This is a genomic window from Nitrosococcus watsonii C-113, assembly GCF_000143085.1.
GTDB lineage: Bacteria > Pseudomonadota > Gammaproteobacteria > Nitrosococcales > Nitrosococcaceae > Nitrosococcus > Nitrosococcus watsonii.
In genome coordinates this window covers 2,184,188-2,200,731 of sequence record NC_014315.1, presented here as the reverse complement: position 1 = coordinate 2,200,731, position 16,544 = coordinate 2,184,188, and the positions used below count along the sequence as shown (strand labels likewise).

General features: G+C 55.5%; 15 protein-coding genes. 9 read left to right on the top strand and 6 right to left on the bottom strand.

What is annotated here, in order from left to right:
• The first annotated feature begins 211 nt into the window (after positions 1-211).
• Genes truA through folC form a run of 6 tightly spaced genes read left to right on the top strand, consistent with a single transcriptional unit; the run spans position 212 to position 5,827 of the window.
• Positions 212-991 (top strand): tRNA pseudouridine(38-40) synthase TruA, encoded by a 780-nt coding sequence (gene truA / locus NWAT_RS09855; RefSeq protein WP_013220938.1) that lies wholly within the window; start codon positions 212-214, stop codon positions 989-991.
• Between the two features lie 18 nt (positions 992-1,009).
• Positions 1,010-1,630 carry a phosphoribosylanthranilate isomerase gene (locus NWAT_RS09850; RefSeq protein ID WP_013220937.1) on the top strand — a complete coding sequence of 207 codons (621 nt, stop codon included), beginning with the start codon at positions 1,010-1,012 and terminating at the stop codon, positions 1,628-1,630.
• Between the two features lie 37 nt (positions 1,631-1,667).
• Positions 1,668-2,852, top strand: a complete 1,185-nt coding sequence (gene trpB / locus NWAT_RS09845) for a tryptophan synthase subunit beta (protein ID WP_049773071.1) — start codon at positions 1,668-1,670, stop codon at positions 2,850-2,852.
• Positions 2,849-3,664, top strand: a complete 816-nt coding sequence (gene trpA, locus NWAT_RS09840; protein ID WP_013220935.1) for a tryptophan synthase subunit alpha — start codon at positions 2,849-2,851, stop codon at positions 3,662-3,664. Before trpB ends, trpA begins: the two co-directional genes overlap by 4 nt.
• A 19-nt stretch (positions 3,665-3,683) precedes the next feature.
• Complete coding sequence (accD, locus tag NWAT_RS09835; protein ID WP_013220934.1) at positions 3,684-4,544, top strand: acetyl-CoA carboxylase, carboxyltransferase subunit beta; 861 nt, start codon at positions 3,684-3,686, stop codon at positions 4,542-4,544.
• Positions 4,545-4,555: 11 nt separating this feature from the next.
• Entirely contained in the window at positions 4,556-5,827 is a 1,272-nt protein-coding gene (gene folC / locus NWAT_RS09830) for a bifunctional tetrahydrofolate synthase/dihydrofolate synthase (protein WP_013220933.1), read from the top strand.
• Here the strand turns inward: folC and NWAT_RS09825 are convergent.
• From NWAT_RS09825 to NWAT_RS09810, 4 genes are all read right to left on the bottom strand, one after another.
• On the bottom strand, positions 5,819-6,256 hold the full coding sequence (locus NWAT_RS09825; RefSeq protein WP_013220932.1) for a hypothetical protein: 438 nt from the start codon (positions 6,254-6,256) through the stop codon (positions 5,819-5,821). The genes folC and NWAT_RS09825 overlap by 9 nt on opposite strands.
• Before the next feature lie 39 nt (positions 6,257-6,295).
• Complete coding sequence (locus NWAT_RS09820; RefSeq protein WP_013220931.1) at positions 6,296-7,669, bottom strand: patatin-like phospholipase family protein; 1,374 nt, start codon at positions 7,667-7,669, stop codon at positions 6,296-6,298.
• An 87-nt stretch (positions 7,670-7,756) separates the two neighbouring features.
• Positions 7,757-8,467: a tRNA (guanosine(46)-N7)-methyltransferase TrmB gene (gene trmB, locus NWAT_RS09815; protein WP_013220930.1), complete on the bottom strand. Its 711-nt coding sequence runs from the start codon at positions 8,465-8,467 to the stop codon at positions 7,757-7,759.
• A gap of 35 nt (positions 8,468-8,502) precedes the next feature.
• The gene (locus NWAT_RS09810) at positions 8,503-9,024 is read right to left on the bottom strand and encodes a MarR family winged helix-turn-helix transcriptional regulator (protein ID WP_013220929.1); all 522 of its coding nucleotides are present in this window, start codon (positions 9,022-9,024) and stop codon (positions 8,503-8,505) included.
• A gap of 152 nt (positions 9,025-9,176) precedes the next feature.
• Here NWAT_RS09810 and NWAT_RS09805 point away from each other — a divergent pair, with 152 nt between their 5' ends.
• The 3 genes from NWAT_RS09805 (at position 9,177) to NWAT_RS09795 (ending at position 12,484) form a co-directional block, all read left to right on the top strand.
• On the top strand, positions 9,177-9,578 hold the full coding sequence (locus tag NWAT_RS09805; protein ID WP_013220928.1) for an ectoine synthase: 402 nt from the start codon (positions 9,177-9,179) through the stop codon (positions 9,576-9,578).
• Positions 9,579-9,638: 60 nt separating this feature from the next.
• Entirely contained in the window at positions 9,639-11,081 is a 1,443-nt protein-coding gene (locus NWAT_RS09800; RefSeq protein ID WP_013220927.1) for an aspartate kinase, read from the top strand.
• Positions 11,082-11,311: 230 nt separating this feature from the next.
• Positions 11,312-12,484, top strand: coding sequence for a mechanosensitive ion channel family protein (locus NWAT_RS09795; RefSeq protein WP_232420098.1), 1,173 nt, complete (start codon positions 11,312-11,314; stop codon positions 12,482-12,484).
• Positions 12,485-12,562: 78 nt separating this feature from the next.
• Here NWAT_RS09795 and NWAT_RS16205 read toward each other — a convergent pair whose 3' ends face one another.
• Together NWAT_RS16205 and NWAT_RS17490 are read right to left on the bottom strand one after the other, a co-directional pair.
• A complete protein-coding gene (locus NWAT_RS16205) occupies positions 12,563-14,869 on the bottom strand; it encodes a tetratricopeptide repeat protein (protein ID WP_232420261.1) in 2,307 nt (768 codons plus the stop codon).
• A gap of 146 nt (positions 14,870-15,015) precedes the next feature.
• Complete coding sequence (locus tag NWAT_RS17490; RefSeq protein WP_232420097.1) at positions 15,016-16,050, bottom strand: hypothetical protein; 1,035 nt, start codon at positions 16,048-16,050, stop codon at positions 15,016-15,018.
• Between the last annotated feature and the right edge of the window lie 494 nt (positions 16,051-16,544).

Sequence of the window (16,544 nt, the reverse complement as noted above, 5' to 3'; positions counted from 1 at the left end):
ATTAAGGGGGGATAAGAGCTTGTCTATATTCGGCCTATACGCGGCAGAACGGTATGAAATGAGTCTCAGAATGACAAAGTAGGCAGCGTGCATGGGTACAGGGCTTGGCTGCGGGCGCGCCACCCTAGGCTTAGGGGCAGCAGTGTTATAGTAAAGAGGAAATGATTATAAATTTTCTCCGGGGTGCTTAAATCCCCCCCTAACTAACCTGATGAGAATCGCGCTTGGTCTTGAGTATGATGGCTCCAATTTTTCCGGGTGGCAGTCCCAAAAGGGCGTGCGTACAGTCCAGGCTACTTTGGAGCGGGCTCTTTCCACGGTAGCTAATGAGCCGGTTACTGTCATCACTGCGGGGCGTACCGATGCGGGGGTGCATGCCGCGGCCCAGGTGGTTCATTTTGACACTACCACTTTCCGTTTAGAGCACCATTGGGTTTTTGGCGGCAATGCTAATCTGCCGCCGGAGGTGGCCATTTTATGGGCGCAACCGGTGAACGAGGCTTTTCATGCCCGCTTTTCGGCGATAGCGCGGCACTATCGATATATCGTCCTTAACCGCAGGACGCGCCCAGCTATCGCGAATCGCCGCGTGACGTGGTATTGTCAGCCTTTATCCGTTACTAAGATGAAGGAAGCGGGTGCTTTTCTGGTGGGCGAACATGATTTTTCTTCCTTTCGAGCTAAGGCTTGCCAGGCCAAGAGCCCTGTCAGAAACGTCCATCATTTAGAGGTGACACGGCAAGGGGATTGGATCATCATGGATATCTCGGCCAATGCTTTTTTGCACCATATGGTGCGTAATATTGCCGGGGTACTCATGGCGATAGGAAAGGGAGAACAACCGCCGCGCTGGGCGGAGGAGGTATTACAGGCGCGATGCCGTGCTGTGGGAGGTGTGACTGCTCGTCCCGATGGTTTGTACTTGGTGAGCGTGGATTACCCCGATCACTTTGGTTTACCCAAACTTTCCTGTCCCGTCACGGTTTGGTAACCTGTTATCTTTGTGGAGATGCGTACCCGGGTAAAATTTTGTGGCATTACGCGCCGAGAGGATGCCCTCCAGGCCGTTCGTTTAGGGGCGGATGCCATCGGTCTAGTCTTTTATTCCGAGAGTCCACGGGCGGTGAGTCCGCAGCAGGCTTATCAAATCGTGCGGGAGTTACCCCCTTTCGTAACGGTGGTGGGATTGTTTGTAAATGCTGCCCCTGGTTACCTTCAGCAAATACTGGAGAGGGTGCCTATTGATATCCTCCAGTTTCACGGCGAGGAGCCGCCTGAAGATTGCAGCCATTATGGCAGGGCCTATATTAAGGCGATCCGGATGGCGGAGGGCGTGGATCTCCCAGGCTTGGCGCAGTCTTATGGAAGTGCTTCGGCCTTGCTGCTGGATACTTATCAGGCTGGAGTGCCGGGCGGAACGGGACGGGCCTTCGATTGGGGACGCGTTCCCAAGAGTCTTTCAAAGGCGGTTATTTTAGCTGGAGGTTTGACTCCCGAAAACATTGCCCAGGCGGTGAAGCAGGTGCGGCCCTACGCGGTGGATGTCAGCGGCGGAGTCGAACGAGTTAAAGGTGTGAAAGATGCCGCCAAAATGGCGGCTTTTATGCGAGGTGTAGACAGTGTCAACTGAAGCCCAGGCTTTAGCAGCCGGCAGGAACGACGATCAGATGCCTGACGAAAAGGGTCATTTTGGTCCTTATGGTGGCCGTTTTATAGCGGAAACCCTGATGGAGCCTATCGAGGAACTCCGCCAGGCCTATGAACGCTATCGTGATGATCCGGATTTCCAGGCTGAGCTAGAATCCGATCTTGCCCATTATGTGGGGCGGCCGACGCCCCTGTATTTTGCCCAACGCTGGAGCGAGCAGTTAGGGGGCGCCCGGATCTTTTTGAAGCGGGAAGATCTTAGCCATACCGGCGCCCATAAAATCAACAATACCGTGGGGCAGGCCCTGCTGGCAAAACGGATGGGGAAGACCCGTTTGATCGCCGAAACGGGCGCGGGTCAGCATGGCGTTGCTACGGCTACGGTAGCCGCCCGCTTAGGCCTGGAGTGCGTGGTCTACATGGGGTCCGAGGACATAGAGCGGCAAGCCCCTAATGTTTACCGGATGCGCCTGTTAGGGGCAGAAGTAGTGCCTGTGACTTCCGGGTCGAGAACCTTGAAGGATGCCTTGAATGAAGCCATGCGAGATTGGGTGGCTCATGTGGATAATACCTTTTATGTGATTGGCACCGTGGCGGGGCCTCATCCCTATCCGGTGATGGTGCGGGATTTCCAGGCGGTGATTGGGCGGGAGGCCCGGACCCAGATTCTGGCGCAGCTAGGCGCGCTTCCCCATGCTTTGGTGGCTTGCGTGGGGGGCGGTTCCAATGCCATTGGCTTGTTCCATCCTTTTTGCAAGGATGAGCAAGTCGCGCTCTATGGTGTGGAAGCGGCGGGGTTAGGACTGGAAACCGGGCAGCATGCTGCTTCCCTCTGCGCGGGCAAGCCGGGCGTTCTTCATGGCAACCGGACCTACCTGGTGGAAAATAGCCATGGCCAGATTATGGATACCCATTCCATTTCGGCGGGTCTTGATTATCCTGGGGTAGGTCCTGAGCACGCTTGGTTGAAGGATACTGGGCGGGCGACCTATGTGGCCATTAGCGATGAGGAGGCCCTGGCGGCCTTTCATGCCCTGACCCGCATTGAAGGTATTATTCCCGCTTTGGAAAGCAGTCATGCCTTGGCCTACGCTATGCACTTGGCGCCCACTTTGGCGCCGGAGCAAGGGATTATCGTCAATCTCTCGGGGCGTGGGGATAAAGACATCAACACAGTAGCCAAAATTGAGGGGATTTCCCTGTGAGCCGGATTACCGAGCGTTTTGCCCTCCTTCGGGAGCAAGGACGAAAAGCCCTGATCCCGTATATTACGGCGGGTGATCCCAAGCCCCAGGTGACGGTTCCTTTAATGCATGCCCTGGTGGCGGCAGGCGCTGATATCCTGGAACTGGGAGTTCCTTTTTCCGACCCGATGGCCGATGGTCCCGTTATTCAGAAGGCTTGCGAGCGGGCACTGGCTGAAGGTACTTCCTTATTGGATGTTTTGGCGATGGTGGCTGAGTTTCGCCGCGATGATCAGGAAACCCCGGTAATTTTGATGGGTTACCTTAATCCCATTGAAATACTAGGCTATCAAAATTTTGCCCAGCAAGCAGCTGTTCATGGAGTCGATGGCCTTCTGACAGTGGATATGCCACCCGAGGAAGCAGCGCCATTAGTGGTGGCTTGCGAGGAACAAGGGCTTGATCGGATTTTTTTGCTGGCACCCACGAGCTCCCCGAAGCGTATAGAGCAAATTTGCGCCTTGGGCAGTGGATTTATTTACTATGTTTCTTTAAAAGGCGTGACTGGCGCCTCTACCCTGGATGTGGATGACGTAAGCCTGCATGTAGCTAATATCCGGCGTCATACCTCCATGCCGGTGGGGGTGGGATTCGGCATTCGAGACGCGCCCTCGGCCGCTCAGATTGCGTCCATTGCCGATGCGGTGGTCGTGGGGAGCGCTTTAGTCAAACGCATTGAGCAATACCAGGATAGCCCGGAGGCGATACCGGAGGAAGTCAGTGCTTTACTGCGAACAATGCGCGAAGCTATTGATGCCGCTAAAAATATTTAACCAGAAATAATCGATAGTTATGAGTTGGCTCGGCAAACTACTTCCCTCTAAAATCCGTACCGAAGGACCTAAGCGTAAATCGGTACCGGAAGGCTTGTGGACTAAGTGCAACGCTTGCGATGCGATCCTGTACCGGGTGGAATTGGAGCGTAACATGGATGTTTGTCCCAAGTGTGGCGGTCACAAGCGAATTAGCGCTCGCCGGCGTCTGGATGTTTTCCTCGACGAGGGGCAGCGAGAAGAGATCGGCGCTAATCTACAGCCGGTGGATACCCTTAAATTCAAGGATAGCAAGAAGTACAAGGACCGCTTGTCTCAAACCCAAAAGATAGTTCAGGAGAATGATTCGCTGGTGGTCATGGCGGGGCAAGTCAGGGGGTTGCCGCTGGTGGTGGCCGCCTTTGAATTTAGTTTCATGGGCGGCTCCCTGGGATCGGTAGCGGGCGAGCGCTTTGTGCGAGGAGTGGAAGCCGCTATCGAGCAAAGGATACCACTGGTGTGCTTTTCCGCCAGTGGGGGAGCGCGGATGCAAGAGGGACTGTTTTCCCTCCTGCAAATGAGTAAAACCAGCGCCGCGCTGGCCCGCTTGAGCAAGCAAGGGCTCCCTTTTATTTCGGTGCTTACTGATCCCACCATGGGCGGGGTGAGCGCCAGTCTGGCCATGCTGGGGGATATCAATATTGCTGAGCCTGGTGCTTTGATTGGGTTTGCTGGTCCCCGAGTGATTGAACAAACCGTGCGGGAGAAATTGCCTAAGGGCTTCCAGCGGAGCGAGTTTTTGCTGGCCCATGGTGTTATCGACATGATTGTGGACCGCCGTGAACTGCCAGATCGCATTGCCGGGCTGCTGGCAATTTTGACCCACAAGCCTTCTATTTGACCCTCCACTGGGTGGCGCGTTTTTCCCGGCTCTCGGACTGGCTGCGGTGGCAGGAAACCGCCCATTGGCCTCGGGTTGATCCCAGTTTAATCAGGGCCAGCGCCGTACTTCAGCGCATGGTGCTCTCCACGCCTCCTTTTCCTATAGTGACCATTGCCGGTACTAATGGAAAAGGTTCTACGGTGGCCCTATTGGAAGCCATCCTGCTGGCTGCTGGTTACCGGGTGGGCAGCTATACCTCTCCCCATCTATTGCGCTATAACGAGCGGATTAAGATACAAGGGGAAGCCGTCTCGGATGATCTCATTTGCCAATCCTTTGCCCGTATTGATTCCGCCCGTCGCGAGATTTCCCTGACCTATTTCGAGTTTGGCACCTTGGCCGCCATTGATATTTTCCACCAATCGGGATTGGATATTGCGCTGCTAGAAGTAGGGCTAGGTGGACGCTTGGATGCGGTCAATGCGCTGGATGCGGATGTGGCTGTGATTACTACGGTGGATATTGATCATGTTAATTTTTTAGGACCTGATCGGGAGTCCATCGGCTTTGAAAAAGCAGGTATTTTCCGCTCCCATCGTCCCGCCATCTGCGGCGATCCGAAACCTCCAAAGAGTGTACCTGCCCGGGCCCAGGAATTGGCGGCCCCCCTTTATCGAATAGGCCGCGACTTTCATTATCGAATAACCGGCGAAGGATGGTCCTGGTGGAGTGATGGGAGCCATTACGCGGATTTACCCCATCCGGCCCTTACGGGGGCCTGTCAGCATCAGAATGGGGCGACCGCGCTGATGGCATTAAAACTTATGTCAGAACGGCTGCCTGTTTCGGAGACGGCCATCCGGGGTGGCCTCAGCGCAGTGCGCTTGCCGGGCCGTTTCCAGTGCTTTTCTGGTAAGGTTGAGCGAATCTTCGATGTAGCTCATAATCCTCATGGTGCCCGCTGGCTGGCCCGCTCGCTTACGGATAGGCCCTGCGAGGGGCAGACCTACGCAGTTCTCGGGATGTTGGCGGATAAGGATGTGACTGGGGTAGTGGGTGCCCTGGAGCGTATTATCCAGGGCTGGTTTGTGGGTGGATTAGCGATGGATAGAGGACTGTCGGGCAAGGCGTTGGCCGGGAAGATGGGCTATCATCTCAACCCCGCCATTTATCCAAGCGTGGTAGAGGCTTACCAGGCTGCTCTGGAAACCGCTCAAACGGGAGATCGGGTACTGGTTTTTGGGTCCTTTCATACGGTGGAAGCGGTGATGCGGCTAGAGGGATTGGCTTCCTCAATTTGATTCGGCGTCATGGTTTAGTTGGTATTGCGGGTAATTCCAACCGAACCCCCAGCGCCAAGGAGTCGGCAGGTAGGGGGTGCCGCCAATTCTAACTCCATAGTAGTACAGTACCGCTAGCATTTCATGATTCGCTTCGGCCAAGCACTGCCGTAAGGCCAGATCGGCTTGTTTACGTTCCTGCGTGGTACCCCCTGACCAATAGCGGGCGTCATGTTGATTGCAGCAGTAGCCGAAATCAAAGTCCGGCGCGAGAGAGCAGCCGTCTACCCGGCATTCATTGGGGGGTGAAGGAGAAGTGGCAGGGAGGAAATCCGGATCGCAAGGAGAATGAGAGGAACAGGCGCTTATGGGTATAAGGGTGAATGCCATAAGTGAGAGAAGGAGTTTTGATAGTTGAGCGGGCACGCCATTAAATATTTGCAGTTTCATTCCCCGCTCCAGAATCGTATAACCTGCAAGAGAACCTCATCACAACTCATTGTCCTCTGAGCAAACTTCAGATGAGATTATTGGCCGTGCTTCATAATGGCAGAAGGGATCAAGATCATGTGTCTTCCCTTTTAATAAGCTTTTAATCGCCAGCAGGCATCTGTTCGCTGGAGTCAATAGCTGATCTGCGGCTTCGTCGATGTAGCCCGCATCTTCCTCGCTGATTTTAAAATTGGTTCTAATCCTGCTCAGATTTTGCCGCAATCGGTTATCGTTCACATCTTCAAACTGGATAGGATAGAAAATGAAGTGGTTTTTTCCGAGGACCTTGAGGGGGTGATTTCTTAAAAAACCGCAGAAACTATCCAGGGTCTGTGCCCGGTTTCCCGTCAGCAGGCTGTCAGTTGCATCGATGAAATTCCTATCAACGATAAAGTCAAAAAACTTACGGGTATCGGCGCTGTCCTTGCTGACCCCTCCGCTCCTGGCGTAGGCATCGACCAAGATGACGATGAGTTTGTCGTATTGAGTACCTTTTTTCTCCAGCGTGGACAGAATCTTTTTGACGCTTCTCAGTCCTAGATTATCGGCGTTGCCACCGTCAAAAACGTGCTTGAACTGATCCTTGTCATTTTCGCTGCTCTTTTTATAGTCTTTGAGAGTCATGTAGTTGAAAACAGCGGGGAAGGTGGCGCTCCCCATGACCGCTCGGGCCAGAGTGTAGTCATTGATATCGGATTGAATCCGTTCAAAATCCTCGGCGGTGAAGGTAAAGGGGGAGCCAAATTCTTCCTGGGTGCCGTCGGTCGCGTTGAGGATCAGATAGGGTCGGGCTGGATTTAGATCCCGGATTTTGAGATCGCGCCCAACCGGCAGCGTATCGTAGAGGTTATCGGCGAATATTTGCGCCATGATGTCGGTGCGATCGTAGGCGGTGAACCAAAATTTTCCAATATTTACCGGCCAGAACCAATTGCCAACCCAACGGCTAATATAGTTCCTGGTCATTAAATCCTTAACGGTTTTCTCCTCCCATAGCCGGCCATGCAATGGTGGCCCGTCGTCGTTAGGGTCGGTGGAGATGGCGTAATAAGCAGCGGGCAGGGAACCGCCCGAGACAGAGGAAATTGCATCGACTTCGGCAAGCATATCAATGCCTTCGGAGGCAAATACTTGTTGCAGCTTAAACATCACGCTAGCGGCCCAATAAGCGGCCCGGCTGCCGCCTCCGGAAAAGGCCAATATCATGAGGGTGTCATTCCGGCCGCGGCTGGGATTCACATTAAAGGTCGCTTTAGTGATAACGGGCGTGGCCGCGGGCTCGGCTTGTTTAATGTTGGTGTGAGAAAACGAGGTACAAGCCGGCAGCGTGGCGAGCATGGGCAAGATCAGGCATAAGATTCGAGAATTCATCGGGGAATTCCTCGCTGGCAACTTTATTTATTAAATATAGTAGGTTTCTAGGCAGCGAGGCGAGAAGGTTCTTTCAATTAATATCAATTAGGAATCTACGGAACGCTTAAATCTTAAATCCCATACCCCATGCCCTTGTTGCTGGCCTCGGGCTTCAAACTTGGTACAGGGCCTTTGGGTAGACTGGCCTTCGTTTGCAAGTGGATTAAAACCGGCGTGCTGGTTTAGCACTGCTTTTATCTGTTCGGCATAGTCTTGCCAATCGGTGGCGAGATGGAGCCAGCCGCCAGGCTTAATTTTACATTCCAGTAGATCCACAAAAGAGGGTTGAATCAACCTTCGCTTGTGATGACGCTTCTTGGGCCAGGGGTCGGGAAAGAAGATTTGAACGCCGTCCAATGATGGGTTGGGAAGAGCGCGTTGGAGTACCTCCCAGGCATCACCGTGGATAACCCGGATATTTTCCAGCCCTTCGGCTTTAAGGCGCAGCAGCAGATGACCTATTCCAGGACGATAAACCTCAATCCCTAGAAAATCACGCTCGGGCGCGGCACGGGCCTGCTGGAGTAAAGATTCTCCATTGCCAAACCCGATTTCCAGGATTCGCTCCGCCTGTCGGTTGAAGATGGCTGCTAAATTCAGGGGACCGGTCCCCAAATCTATGCTGTAACGGGGCCATAAGTGTTCCAAGGCTTTTTTCTGGGCTGGGGTCATACGGCCTTCACGGCGCGCAAAGCTTGTGATTGGGCGGGGTTGAAAAGATTCCCCCCGTTCTTCCAGTGTTATTGAATTTGCCATGGGAGAGTAAAATAAAGTCGGGATTATTAACCTTATCAGCGGATAGTCTGCTGCTTGGTGGGGAGCCGAGGCGTCTCCAGAAGCGGAAGATCACCTAATTCGTCCACTTCCAGATAAGAGGAAGCCGCTATATCGGTAGCGTTCATCATCTCGGCGACCCGCTGCAAGGCCGAAATGATGAGATTTTGTTCCCAATCCTGCAAGCCTTCGAATTGCCTGATAAAACTGGTTTGTAACAGCGCAGGTGAATTCTGAATGAGTTTCTCACCGCTTGCTGTCAGTTGGACGTAGACTTTACGCTTATCAGTCTCGCCCCGCTGACGGTGGATCAAGCCCCGCTTTTCCAAACGATCCAAAATGGTGGTGACCGTGGCTTGGCTGAGACTGACTTCCCTGGCGAGGACACCAATCGTCATTTCTCCCACCCGGCGGATGGTTTGCATAATCAAGAGTTGGGGCGCCGTCAGGCCCGAAACCTTGTTGAGTTGTTTGGAGTGAAGAGCAGTAGCCCGGATGATCCGCCGCAGCGCCACCAGGACTTCGTTAGTATCTTTCATCGTTTATAATACGAAGCTATTTATTACCGTTAAATAGGGTAATTAACCCAAATTAGTCCATTTTACAAAGAAAAATATATTTAGTACACTAAATAATTTTCTATGAATCAGGGGCAGGCTGGATACCCGCCATAATTTGCGAGGTGCAATGAATGATCGTCAGAGACTATAACAAAGCCAAGGAAACAGACCGGCGGGTAGTAGCAAGCCAGTGGGAGAGTGTGCGACTGTTGCTCAAGAGCGATAACATGGGTTTCTCCTTTCATATCACTACCATTTACAAAGGCGCCGAACTCCCCATGGAGTATAAGCATCATTTGGAGTCGGTCTACTGTCTTTCCGGCGAGGGGGAAGTGGAAACCTTGGCCGATGGCAAAATCTACCCTATCCGGCCAGGCGTCATTTACATTCTCGACCAAAATGATCAGCATATTCTGCGGGCTAAAACCGAAATGCAGATGGCCTGCGTATTTAATCCGCCGCTGACCGGCAAAGAAGTCCACGATTCTTCCGGCGCTTATCCTCTTGAAGCCGAGGCCGTAACTGCCGACTAAGGGGCAACTCCGTACTGTTTTGGCGCTATTTCCTTCCGCAACCGACACAATGATTGATATATGAATGGACATACAGTAGAAAAAATTGGCGGCACTTCCATGTCCCGCGCTCAAGAAGTACTGGATAATATCCTGATGGGTAAACGCAAGGAGCAGGAACTCTATAATCGAATCTTTGTGGTATCCGCTTACGGTGGCATCACTGATATGTTGCTCGAACATAAAAAATCCGGCGCTTCGGGTGTATATGCGCTTTATGCTGGCGCCGAGTCGGATTGGGCCTGGGGCGACTTGCTGAATAAGGTAGGTGAGCGGATGTGTGAGATCAACATGGAAATCTTCGAAGATGATCTCAGTTGCCAAAAAGCCGATCAGTTTGTAAGGGAGCGCATTGAGGGCGTCCGCTCTTGCCTGATTGACTTGCACCGACTGTGCTCCTACGGTCATTTCCAGCTAGATGAACACCTCATCACCGTCCGGGAAATGCTGGCTGCTATCGGGGAAGCCCATAGTGCCTTCAATACCGCGCTATTATTGCAACAGCACGGGGTCAATGCCCATTTTATCGATCTGACCGGCTGGCGGGAGTTAGATAATTTAACCCTTGAGGAGCGCATCCAGCAAGCTTTCAGCTCCCTCGACCTGGCGCGGGAACTGCCCATCGTCACCGGCTACCCGCGCTGCAAGGAAGGCACCATGATGATCTATGATCGGGGCTATTCAGAGATTACCTTTTCCAAAATCGCGGTACTGACCGAGGCCCGGGAAGCCATCATCCATAAGGAATACCATCTCTCCAGCGCCGATCCGAAGGTGGTGGACAAGGACAGAGTGGAGCCCATCGGTCGTACCAATTATGATGTTGCCGATCAGCTTTCCAATCTGGGTATGGAAGCGATTCACCCAAAAGCGGCCAAGGGTCTGCGGCAGTGCCATATTCCCCTCCGAGTTAAAAATGCCTTCGATCCAGATCATGCTGGCACCCTCATTGATGGTGACTATAAGAGTGATGCGCCCTGCGTGGAAATCATTGCTGGTCGTAAGGGAGTGTTCGCCATTGAGTTCTTTGAGCAGGATATGGTGGGAAGCTCAGGCTATGACGCGCAATTGCTGGCCCTGCTGGAGCGGTTCAAGCTCAAAATCGTAGCCAAGGACACTAACGCCAATACCATTACCCATTTCGTGGCTAGCTCCTTAAAAGCCATCAAACGGGTGACCCGCGCCATGGAAGAAACTTTCCCTTCGGCCACGGTGGTGGTGCGTAAGGTGGCTCTGGTTTCCGCTATCGGCTCTAATATGCAGGTACCGGGGCTCTTGTCCAATGCCGTCAGCGCTTTGGCCAAGGCAGACATCAATATTCTGGCGCTGCATCAATCCATGCGGCAGGTGGATATGCAGTTTGTGGTGGATGAAAAGGATTATGAACAAGCCATCATCCATCTCCATGAACACCTTATCGAAAGCTACTCCCCGTCCGCTTCCCTTTCGGTGGGGGCTGCTTAGGGAAGGTGTGGGGGGACAGCCACTAGCTGACATTTTTTCTAACAAGGCGTCCTTTTTTTATAATGCTTTCCTGGCATTCTTAAATGGCTAGCTAGTAAGCACCGGCGCTTAAAGCGCACTTGTTTTATAGCAGCGAGTTGCTAGTCTTAAGCAAGGTGAAACATAAGGAATAAGCTGTGCCTTCCCGCCTGAGAAAGAGGCTAGTCAAGTCAATTAGAAACCGGGCTCGAGTGAGGTCGTCGGCGTCGCGAAAAGGGGCGCATCTGCCGCGCCGAGAGGCGGGTGTCCGCGCCTATGAGCGCGGTGCGCGATCCAGGCTGCAAAAATTTCGGCAAGGAACGGCTTTAGCTGTGGCATTGACCGCGGCGCTGCTACTGTTGTTTGGCGGTATAGATGAAACGGCGGGCCAAGAGCCGAATAATACCACGGTGATTTCCGCGCTTGATGGCCCTGCGGTTAAACAGCCCATCAAGGCCGATCCCGAGGCATCGTTGGAGGAAGCGACCACAACTATCCGCGATCTGCTAAGCGGTTTTTATGGGTTGCTGCCAAAAATTCTAATTGCCCTGCTCTTTCTGGTGGCAGCCTGGTTGTTAGGAAAAGCCTTGCGAGCGCTTACTCACAGGTTGTTGCGGGGATGGGAAAGAAGTGAGGCAATTGCCGCATTGGCGCGCATCACGCTCTTTTTAGTGGCCATTGGGGCGGGTCTCAGTGTTATTGCGGGTGATGCGCGGGCGCTGGTGGGATCGGTGGGCTTGGCTGGGCTGGCGCTCTCATGGGCGCTGCAAACGCCCATCGAAAGCTTTACTGGCTGGGTGCTTAATGCCTTGCGAGACTATTATCGGCCTGGGGACCGTATCGCAGTGGGCGAGGTTTTTGGCGATGTATACCGCATTGACATTTTGACAACGACGGTTTGGGAAGCAGGCGGCTCTGGCAAGCACGTGGCGGGCGCGCAACCCACGGGAGCTTTTATTACCTTTCCGAATTGGGAAATTCTCCGCTCCAATATTATCAATTACAGCCGGGACTTTCCCTATGTGTGGGATGAAGTAGTATACGGGCTTGCTAATGAAAGCGATCTCGCCTACACCGTCGAGATCTTTCGGCGCGTTGCCGGAGAAGTGGTTGGACCGATGATGCGTCAACCTATCGCCGAGTATCGGCGCTTGTTAGAGCGCGAGCGGCTAGCGTTCGATGTGGAAGCCGAGCCGCAGGTGTATCTCTCCTTGGCAGAGGCATGGACCAATTGCACCATCCGTTATCTGGTGCCGGTTCGGCAGCGGCGGCGATGGGCGAGCGAGCTCATTCTCGCTCTCTCCATTGAACTGCTACGCCCCGAACACAAGGATCGCATCATAGGGGGTTATCCCCGTAGGGAAATCGATTTACTCGACGATTAGACTTGAGCATCAGCAAGTTTTTCGTGGTGAGTTGGAGCGCCACAATGCTGCCCCATCACCTCGCCCGGCCCGGCGATCCTATGCCTGCTTTGTTTCCTTGATTGGCCCTAACAGTTCATGGAGGTGAGGGGAAATAGGCTCCCCCAGTGGCAGGAACCAGACCGGGGGTTTTCCCTGCTCGCGATATTGCCGGTCCAGGGCGTTGAGCACGTCCTGCGTTGACGGGGCCGGGCCGAGGAGTTTTTCCAGGTGGGAAGCCACCGGCTGATCCAGGGGTAGGCCGATTTGGGAGGGGCCAAGGAGCGCTTCCAGATGGGGCGCGATAGGCTCCGTGAGCGGCAAGAACCAAACGGCCGGCTTGTGTTCCCGCCGGTATGGTTCGTCCAGGGCCGCGAGCACCGCCGGCACCGGCTGGGTTGGTCCCAACAGCCGCTCGATTTCTGGCGTGATGGGTTCCAGCGGCCCTGGGGTCTGCATTGCCGTTTGCAGCCGCTGCTCGATGTCATCTGGCGGAACACCCGATGCGTGGAGTAAATGACGATAGTTTTCCAAACTCGGTTGCATGTGCGGATGGGCATGGCCCGTCGTTTGCTGGGAACGGTAATAAATTGCTGCCATGCGGCGGAAGAGGGGCTCGGCCTCGGTCAGGCGGTGAGTGACCCGAAGCAACTCGGCCAGGTTGTTGAGGCCGGTGGCAACGGTGGGATGGTCGGGGCCATAGGCGGCCTCCTCGATGGCCAGGGCGCGGCGGCAGAGGGGCTCGGCCTCGGTGAACAGAGCTTTGGCATGGAGCAATTGCGCGAGATTGTTCAGCAGCGTCGCCGTCGGCGCGGCAATGTCGCTCTGGCCGGCTGCCGTGGCGGCGAAGGCGATATGGGCGCGCAGCGGCTCCCAGCGCGGCCAGGTGCGCACATCCTGTGGATGTCCAGCCAATTGTTGGGCCTCACCGACTAACCTCAGAGCCAATGACAGCCAACAGGTTGGCTGCGGCTGGCGGCTGCGGAGGATTTCCTGGACAACCCGGTGGACCGTCACGGTGTCGGCGGCCACCTCCCAGCGAATCATGCAGTAGTCGGCTAACGTGGCCAGGGCCTCGCGGAGGGCGGCCTGGCCGGCCTGGGCCGGGGAGTCTGCGCGCTCGCCGTTGCCCGCGCTGCCGGCAGGTGGCTCGGCATTCCAGAGCCTGGCCGCCGCCTCGCGCCAGAGGGCCGCGATTTTCTCAGCAACTTTGGCGTCCTGCAAATTTTCTTCTGGATCGAAATGCACCGCCGTGCAGGGCAGGCCGAGGGCGAACAGAGGGATCGGCTCGGGGGCGAACCAGGCCAATATATTCAGCAGCGCCACCTCCCCTGGGCCGAGCTGCTCGAGGGTCGTTTGCCAGGTAACGGCGACGCTGCGGGGGTATTTCATCTCCCGCGCTCGATACCAGGTTTGCACCTGTTGGTCGTGGGCCTGCCAGCGCCGCAGATAGTCGGCCAGGGAAATGCGCTGGGCGGCGATGTAGGCCCCCGCCTGCTCCAGCGCCAGCGCCAAGCCATCCAGCTCCCGGGCCAGGGCGACCGCGTGTTGATCGTCGTCGGGCAGGGGTTTCCGGCCCCGGCCGCCGTTTTGGGGCGCGGTCCGCTCCAGCAGCAAAGCGGCGGCGGCGTCTTCTTCCAGCACGTCCAGTTCCAATGGCTCAACCTGATCGCCCCAGCGCGCCAGCCGCGAGGTGATCAGCACCTGCCCGCCCTGCAAGCGGGTGAGCAAGTCCTCGGCGTAACTGGCGGCTTCTTCTGTATCCACGTTATCCAGAATCAGCAACCAGCCCGGGTGGGTGTTGAGCCATCGCAGGGCCGCTGCCATCTGCACCGCTTCCTCGGGCGATTCCCGCTCCGGCAGATTGAGCACCAGCGGCCCGCTCAGCTCGGCCAGATTCCGTTGCAGATTGGTTGGAGAATCGGCCGTCACGAACAGCACCGCCGAATATTCGTCCCTGTGCTGCCAGGCATATTCGACCGCCAGCCGCGTCTTGCCCACGCCCCCCAAGCCATGCACCGTCTTGCCCACTACGGCGGTCGCCTTGCCGGTCGCTTTCGTCAGGCTGGTGTGCAACTGCTGGAGAAAGGCTTTCCGGCCCTTGAACAGGGTGCCTAGGGAAGCATAGGGGAGCGAGAGGGGACAGTGCTGGGGAATCTCGCCGGGCCAAAGATTGTGTAAATCCCGCAGCACCCGGCGGCATAGGTGCTGCCCATCATCGAACGTGCCCCGATGTTCGCCCAGCTTTTTAAGCCATTCCCAATGGCGCTGCTGCAGATGGCCAGCGGGCAGCGGGTTTTGATCCCAAGTGCTGGGTTGATAGAGATGGCAGCGTTTGCGGTGGTAGAGGGCTAGCCAGGCTTCCATTTGCGTGTAGGTTAGTGTCGGCGGGGAAGCGTGCAGTGCTGGCGCTAGCCATGGAAACCGCTCGGCGAAGTCGCCGTAGGTGTCAAGCAGCCAGCGAACTTCGTCCGGCTTGAGGGGTTGCCCCCCTTCGCGGCCCACCAAGTGGATCACGGCGTTGCAATGGTCGTGGATGTAGCTGTCGAGGGTTTGCAGCAGCTTGCCTCCGCCCTGGACCAGATCGGCCTGCTCCTGCACCTTGACCTGCGGCAGAGGGTGCCGAGTAACTGCGGCCATAACCCTATATCGCCGCCGCGGGCGGCGGCCAGGGTCACCAGAATCAGCTTGGCAAGGGTGGCCAGCAGCGCCAGCACGGTCGCCACCGTGAATAGGCCCTGGTAACGCTTCAGCCGGCGTTCGTCGTTTGCCCACGCTTTTTGGTAGAACCCGATTTGGTGGTTGATCCGCCGTTTCAGGTAATTATCCCGGTGGGACTCCCAGGAATTGCCGGGATTGTTCCGATGCTCAGAGGTCGAGCGGAGGTGCCAAACGTTGAGCGTTCGCAGCAGATGACGGAAGTGGTGGGGCAAGGACAATCGGAACAGATGCTCCAGATAGAGGTGCCGCGGTTGGAGCTCCCGACTGGACCGTGTCAGCTCCGCTACCACCCGGGCGGTGGCCCAGTTCCGTGGGGCCTTCCGATGGTACAAATAATGATGCATCGAGAAGCCGGCCAACAGCAGGATAAGCTCGATACCGAGCAGCCAGGGTATGGCCTGCTCGCCGAGCGGTTCGCCATGGGTGGGTGGCGGAACGTGGCTGGCACCATGTAACGCCAATGCTACCGTGGCGCAGAGGGTCGCCAGGATATGCAGGGTAATGATCAAAGCGGCCGCATAGCGGAATAATTGTTGGTGCTTCTTGGCCCAGCCGCTGGCAAACTCTTTCAATCGCTCGCTCCATTGGGTGTCGCTGGGAATTTTTTCCTCCCCTGCCAGGAGAGAAAATTGGTCCAAGGGTTCCGGGACGGCCGGCGGGCGAAAGGGGCGAGCCGGGTTGGAATGCCAGGTGTGATGGCAGACGGGGTGGCCGTTTTGGACAGCGATGCGAATTTCCAGCGCTGGGACGCCGATGGCTTTGGCCCGCTCGAGTAGCTCGTTGGTCCCGCCCGCTTTATTTGGGGAATCGTCGCGCAGCAGGCACACGATGGCGTCGCTGACGCGGAGGATTTCGGCGTTCGTTTCGCGGAATCGCTCGGTGCGGTCCGGTGACTGGCTGATGACCCGCTGCTGGATGGGGTACTCTCCTTCGACTCGCCTGCCCTGGGGCGGCTGGTTAGCATTCCAAGCTGACGATGTAGGTGAAAAAGGGGTTAGCCATGCGTGTTATACACACTTCCGATTGGCACCTGGGACCATATTTTATGGGAAAGAGCCGGCAGCGGGATCACCAGGGAGAAACGCCGCCTATTATCGCTACCGGGCATCTCGCCATAGTTGACGGGCGATCTCGGAATCGGCGTGGGAGATTTATATTGAAACCTGTTGATACTCTCAAGGAATGAATTTCTATCTAAATTAATGAAGAAAAAACAATAGTTTATTGTATAGTGCCTTGGCTGAATGTTTTAAAGGCTATGATGTTTTCGAAATACCGGCAGCTGTTAAGCAAGGGGTTACTGAATGGGCCGGCCAGTGTA

Coding starts and splice junctions, on each gene's coding strand:
- NWAT_RS09800 (WP_013220927.1), top strand. CDS start 9,639: ATGAATGGACATACAGTAGAAAAAATTGGCGGCACTTCCATGTCCCGC.
- truA (WP_013220938.1), top strand. CDS start 212: ATGAGAATCGCGCTTGGTCTTGAGTATGATGGCTCCAATTTTTCCGGG.
- NWAT_RS09820 (WP_013220931.1), bottom strand. CDS start 7,669: ATGAATTCTCGAATCTTATGCCTGATCTTGCCCATGCTCGCCACGCTG.
- accD (WP_013220934.1), top strand. CDS start 3,684: ATGAGTTGGCTCGGCAAACTACTTCCCTCTAAAATCCGTACCGAAGGA.
- NWAT_RS09810 (WP_013220929.1), bottom strand. CDS start 9,024: ATGAAAGATACTAACGAAGTCCTGGTGGCGCTGCGGCGGATCATCCGG.
- NWAT_RS16205 (WP_232420261.1), bottom strand. CDS start 14,869: ATGGAAGCCTGGCTAGCCCTCTACCACCGCAAACGCTGCCATCTCTAT.
- NWAT_RS09850 (WP_013220937.1), top strand. CDS start 1,010: ATGCGTACCCGGGTAAAATTTTGTGGCATTACGCGCCGAGAGGATGCC.
- trmB (WP_013220930.1), bottom strand. CDS start 8,467: ATGGCAAATTCAATAACACTGGAAGAACGGGGGGAATCTTTTCAACCC.
- NWAT_RS09805 (WP_013220928.1), top strand. CDS start 9,177: ATGATCGTCAGAGACTATAACAAAGCCAAGGAAACAGACCGGCGGGTA.
- trpB (WP_049773071.1), top strand. CDS start 1,668: ATGCCTGACGAAAAGGGTCATTTTGGTCCTTATGGTGGCCGTTTTATA.
- NWAT_RS09825 (WP_013220932.1), bottom strand. CDS start 6,256: ATGAAACTGCAAATATTTAATGGCGTGCCCGCTCAACTATCAAAACTC.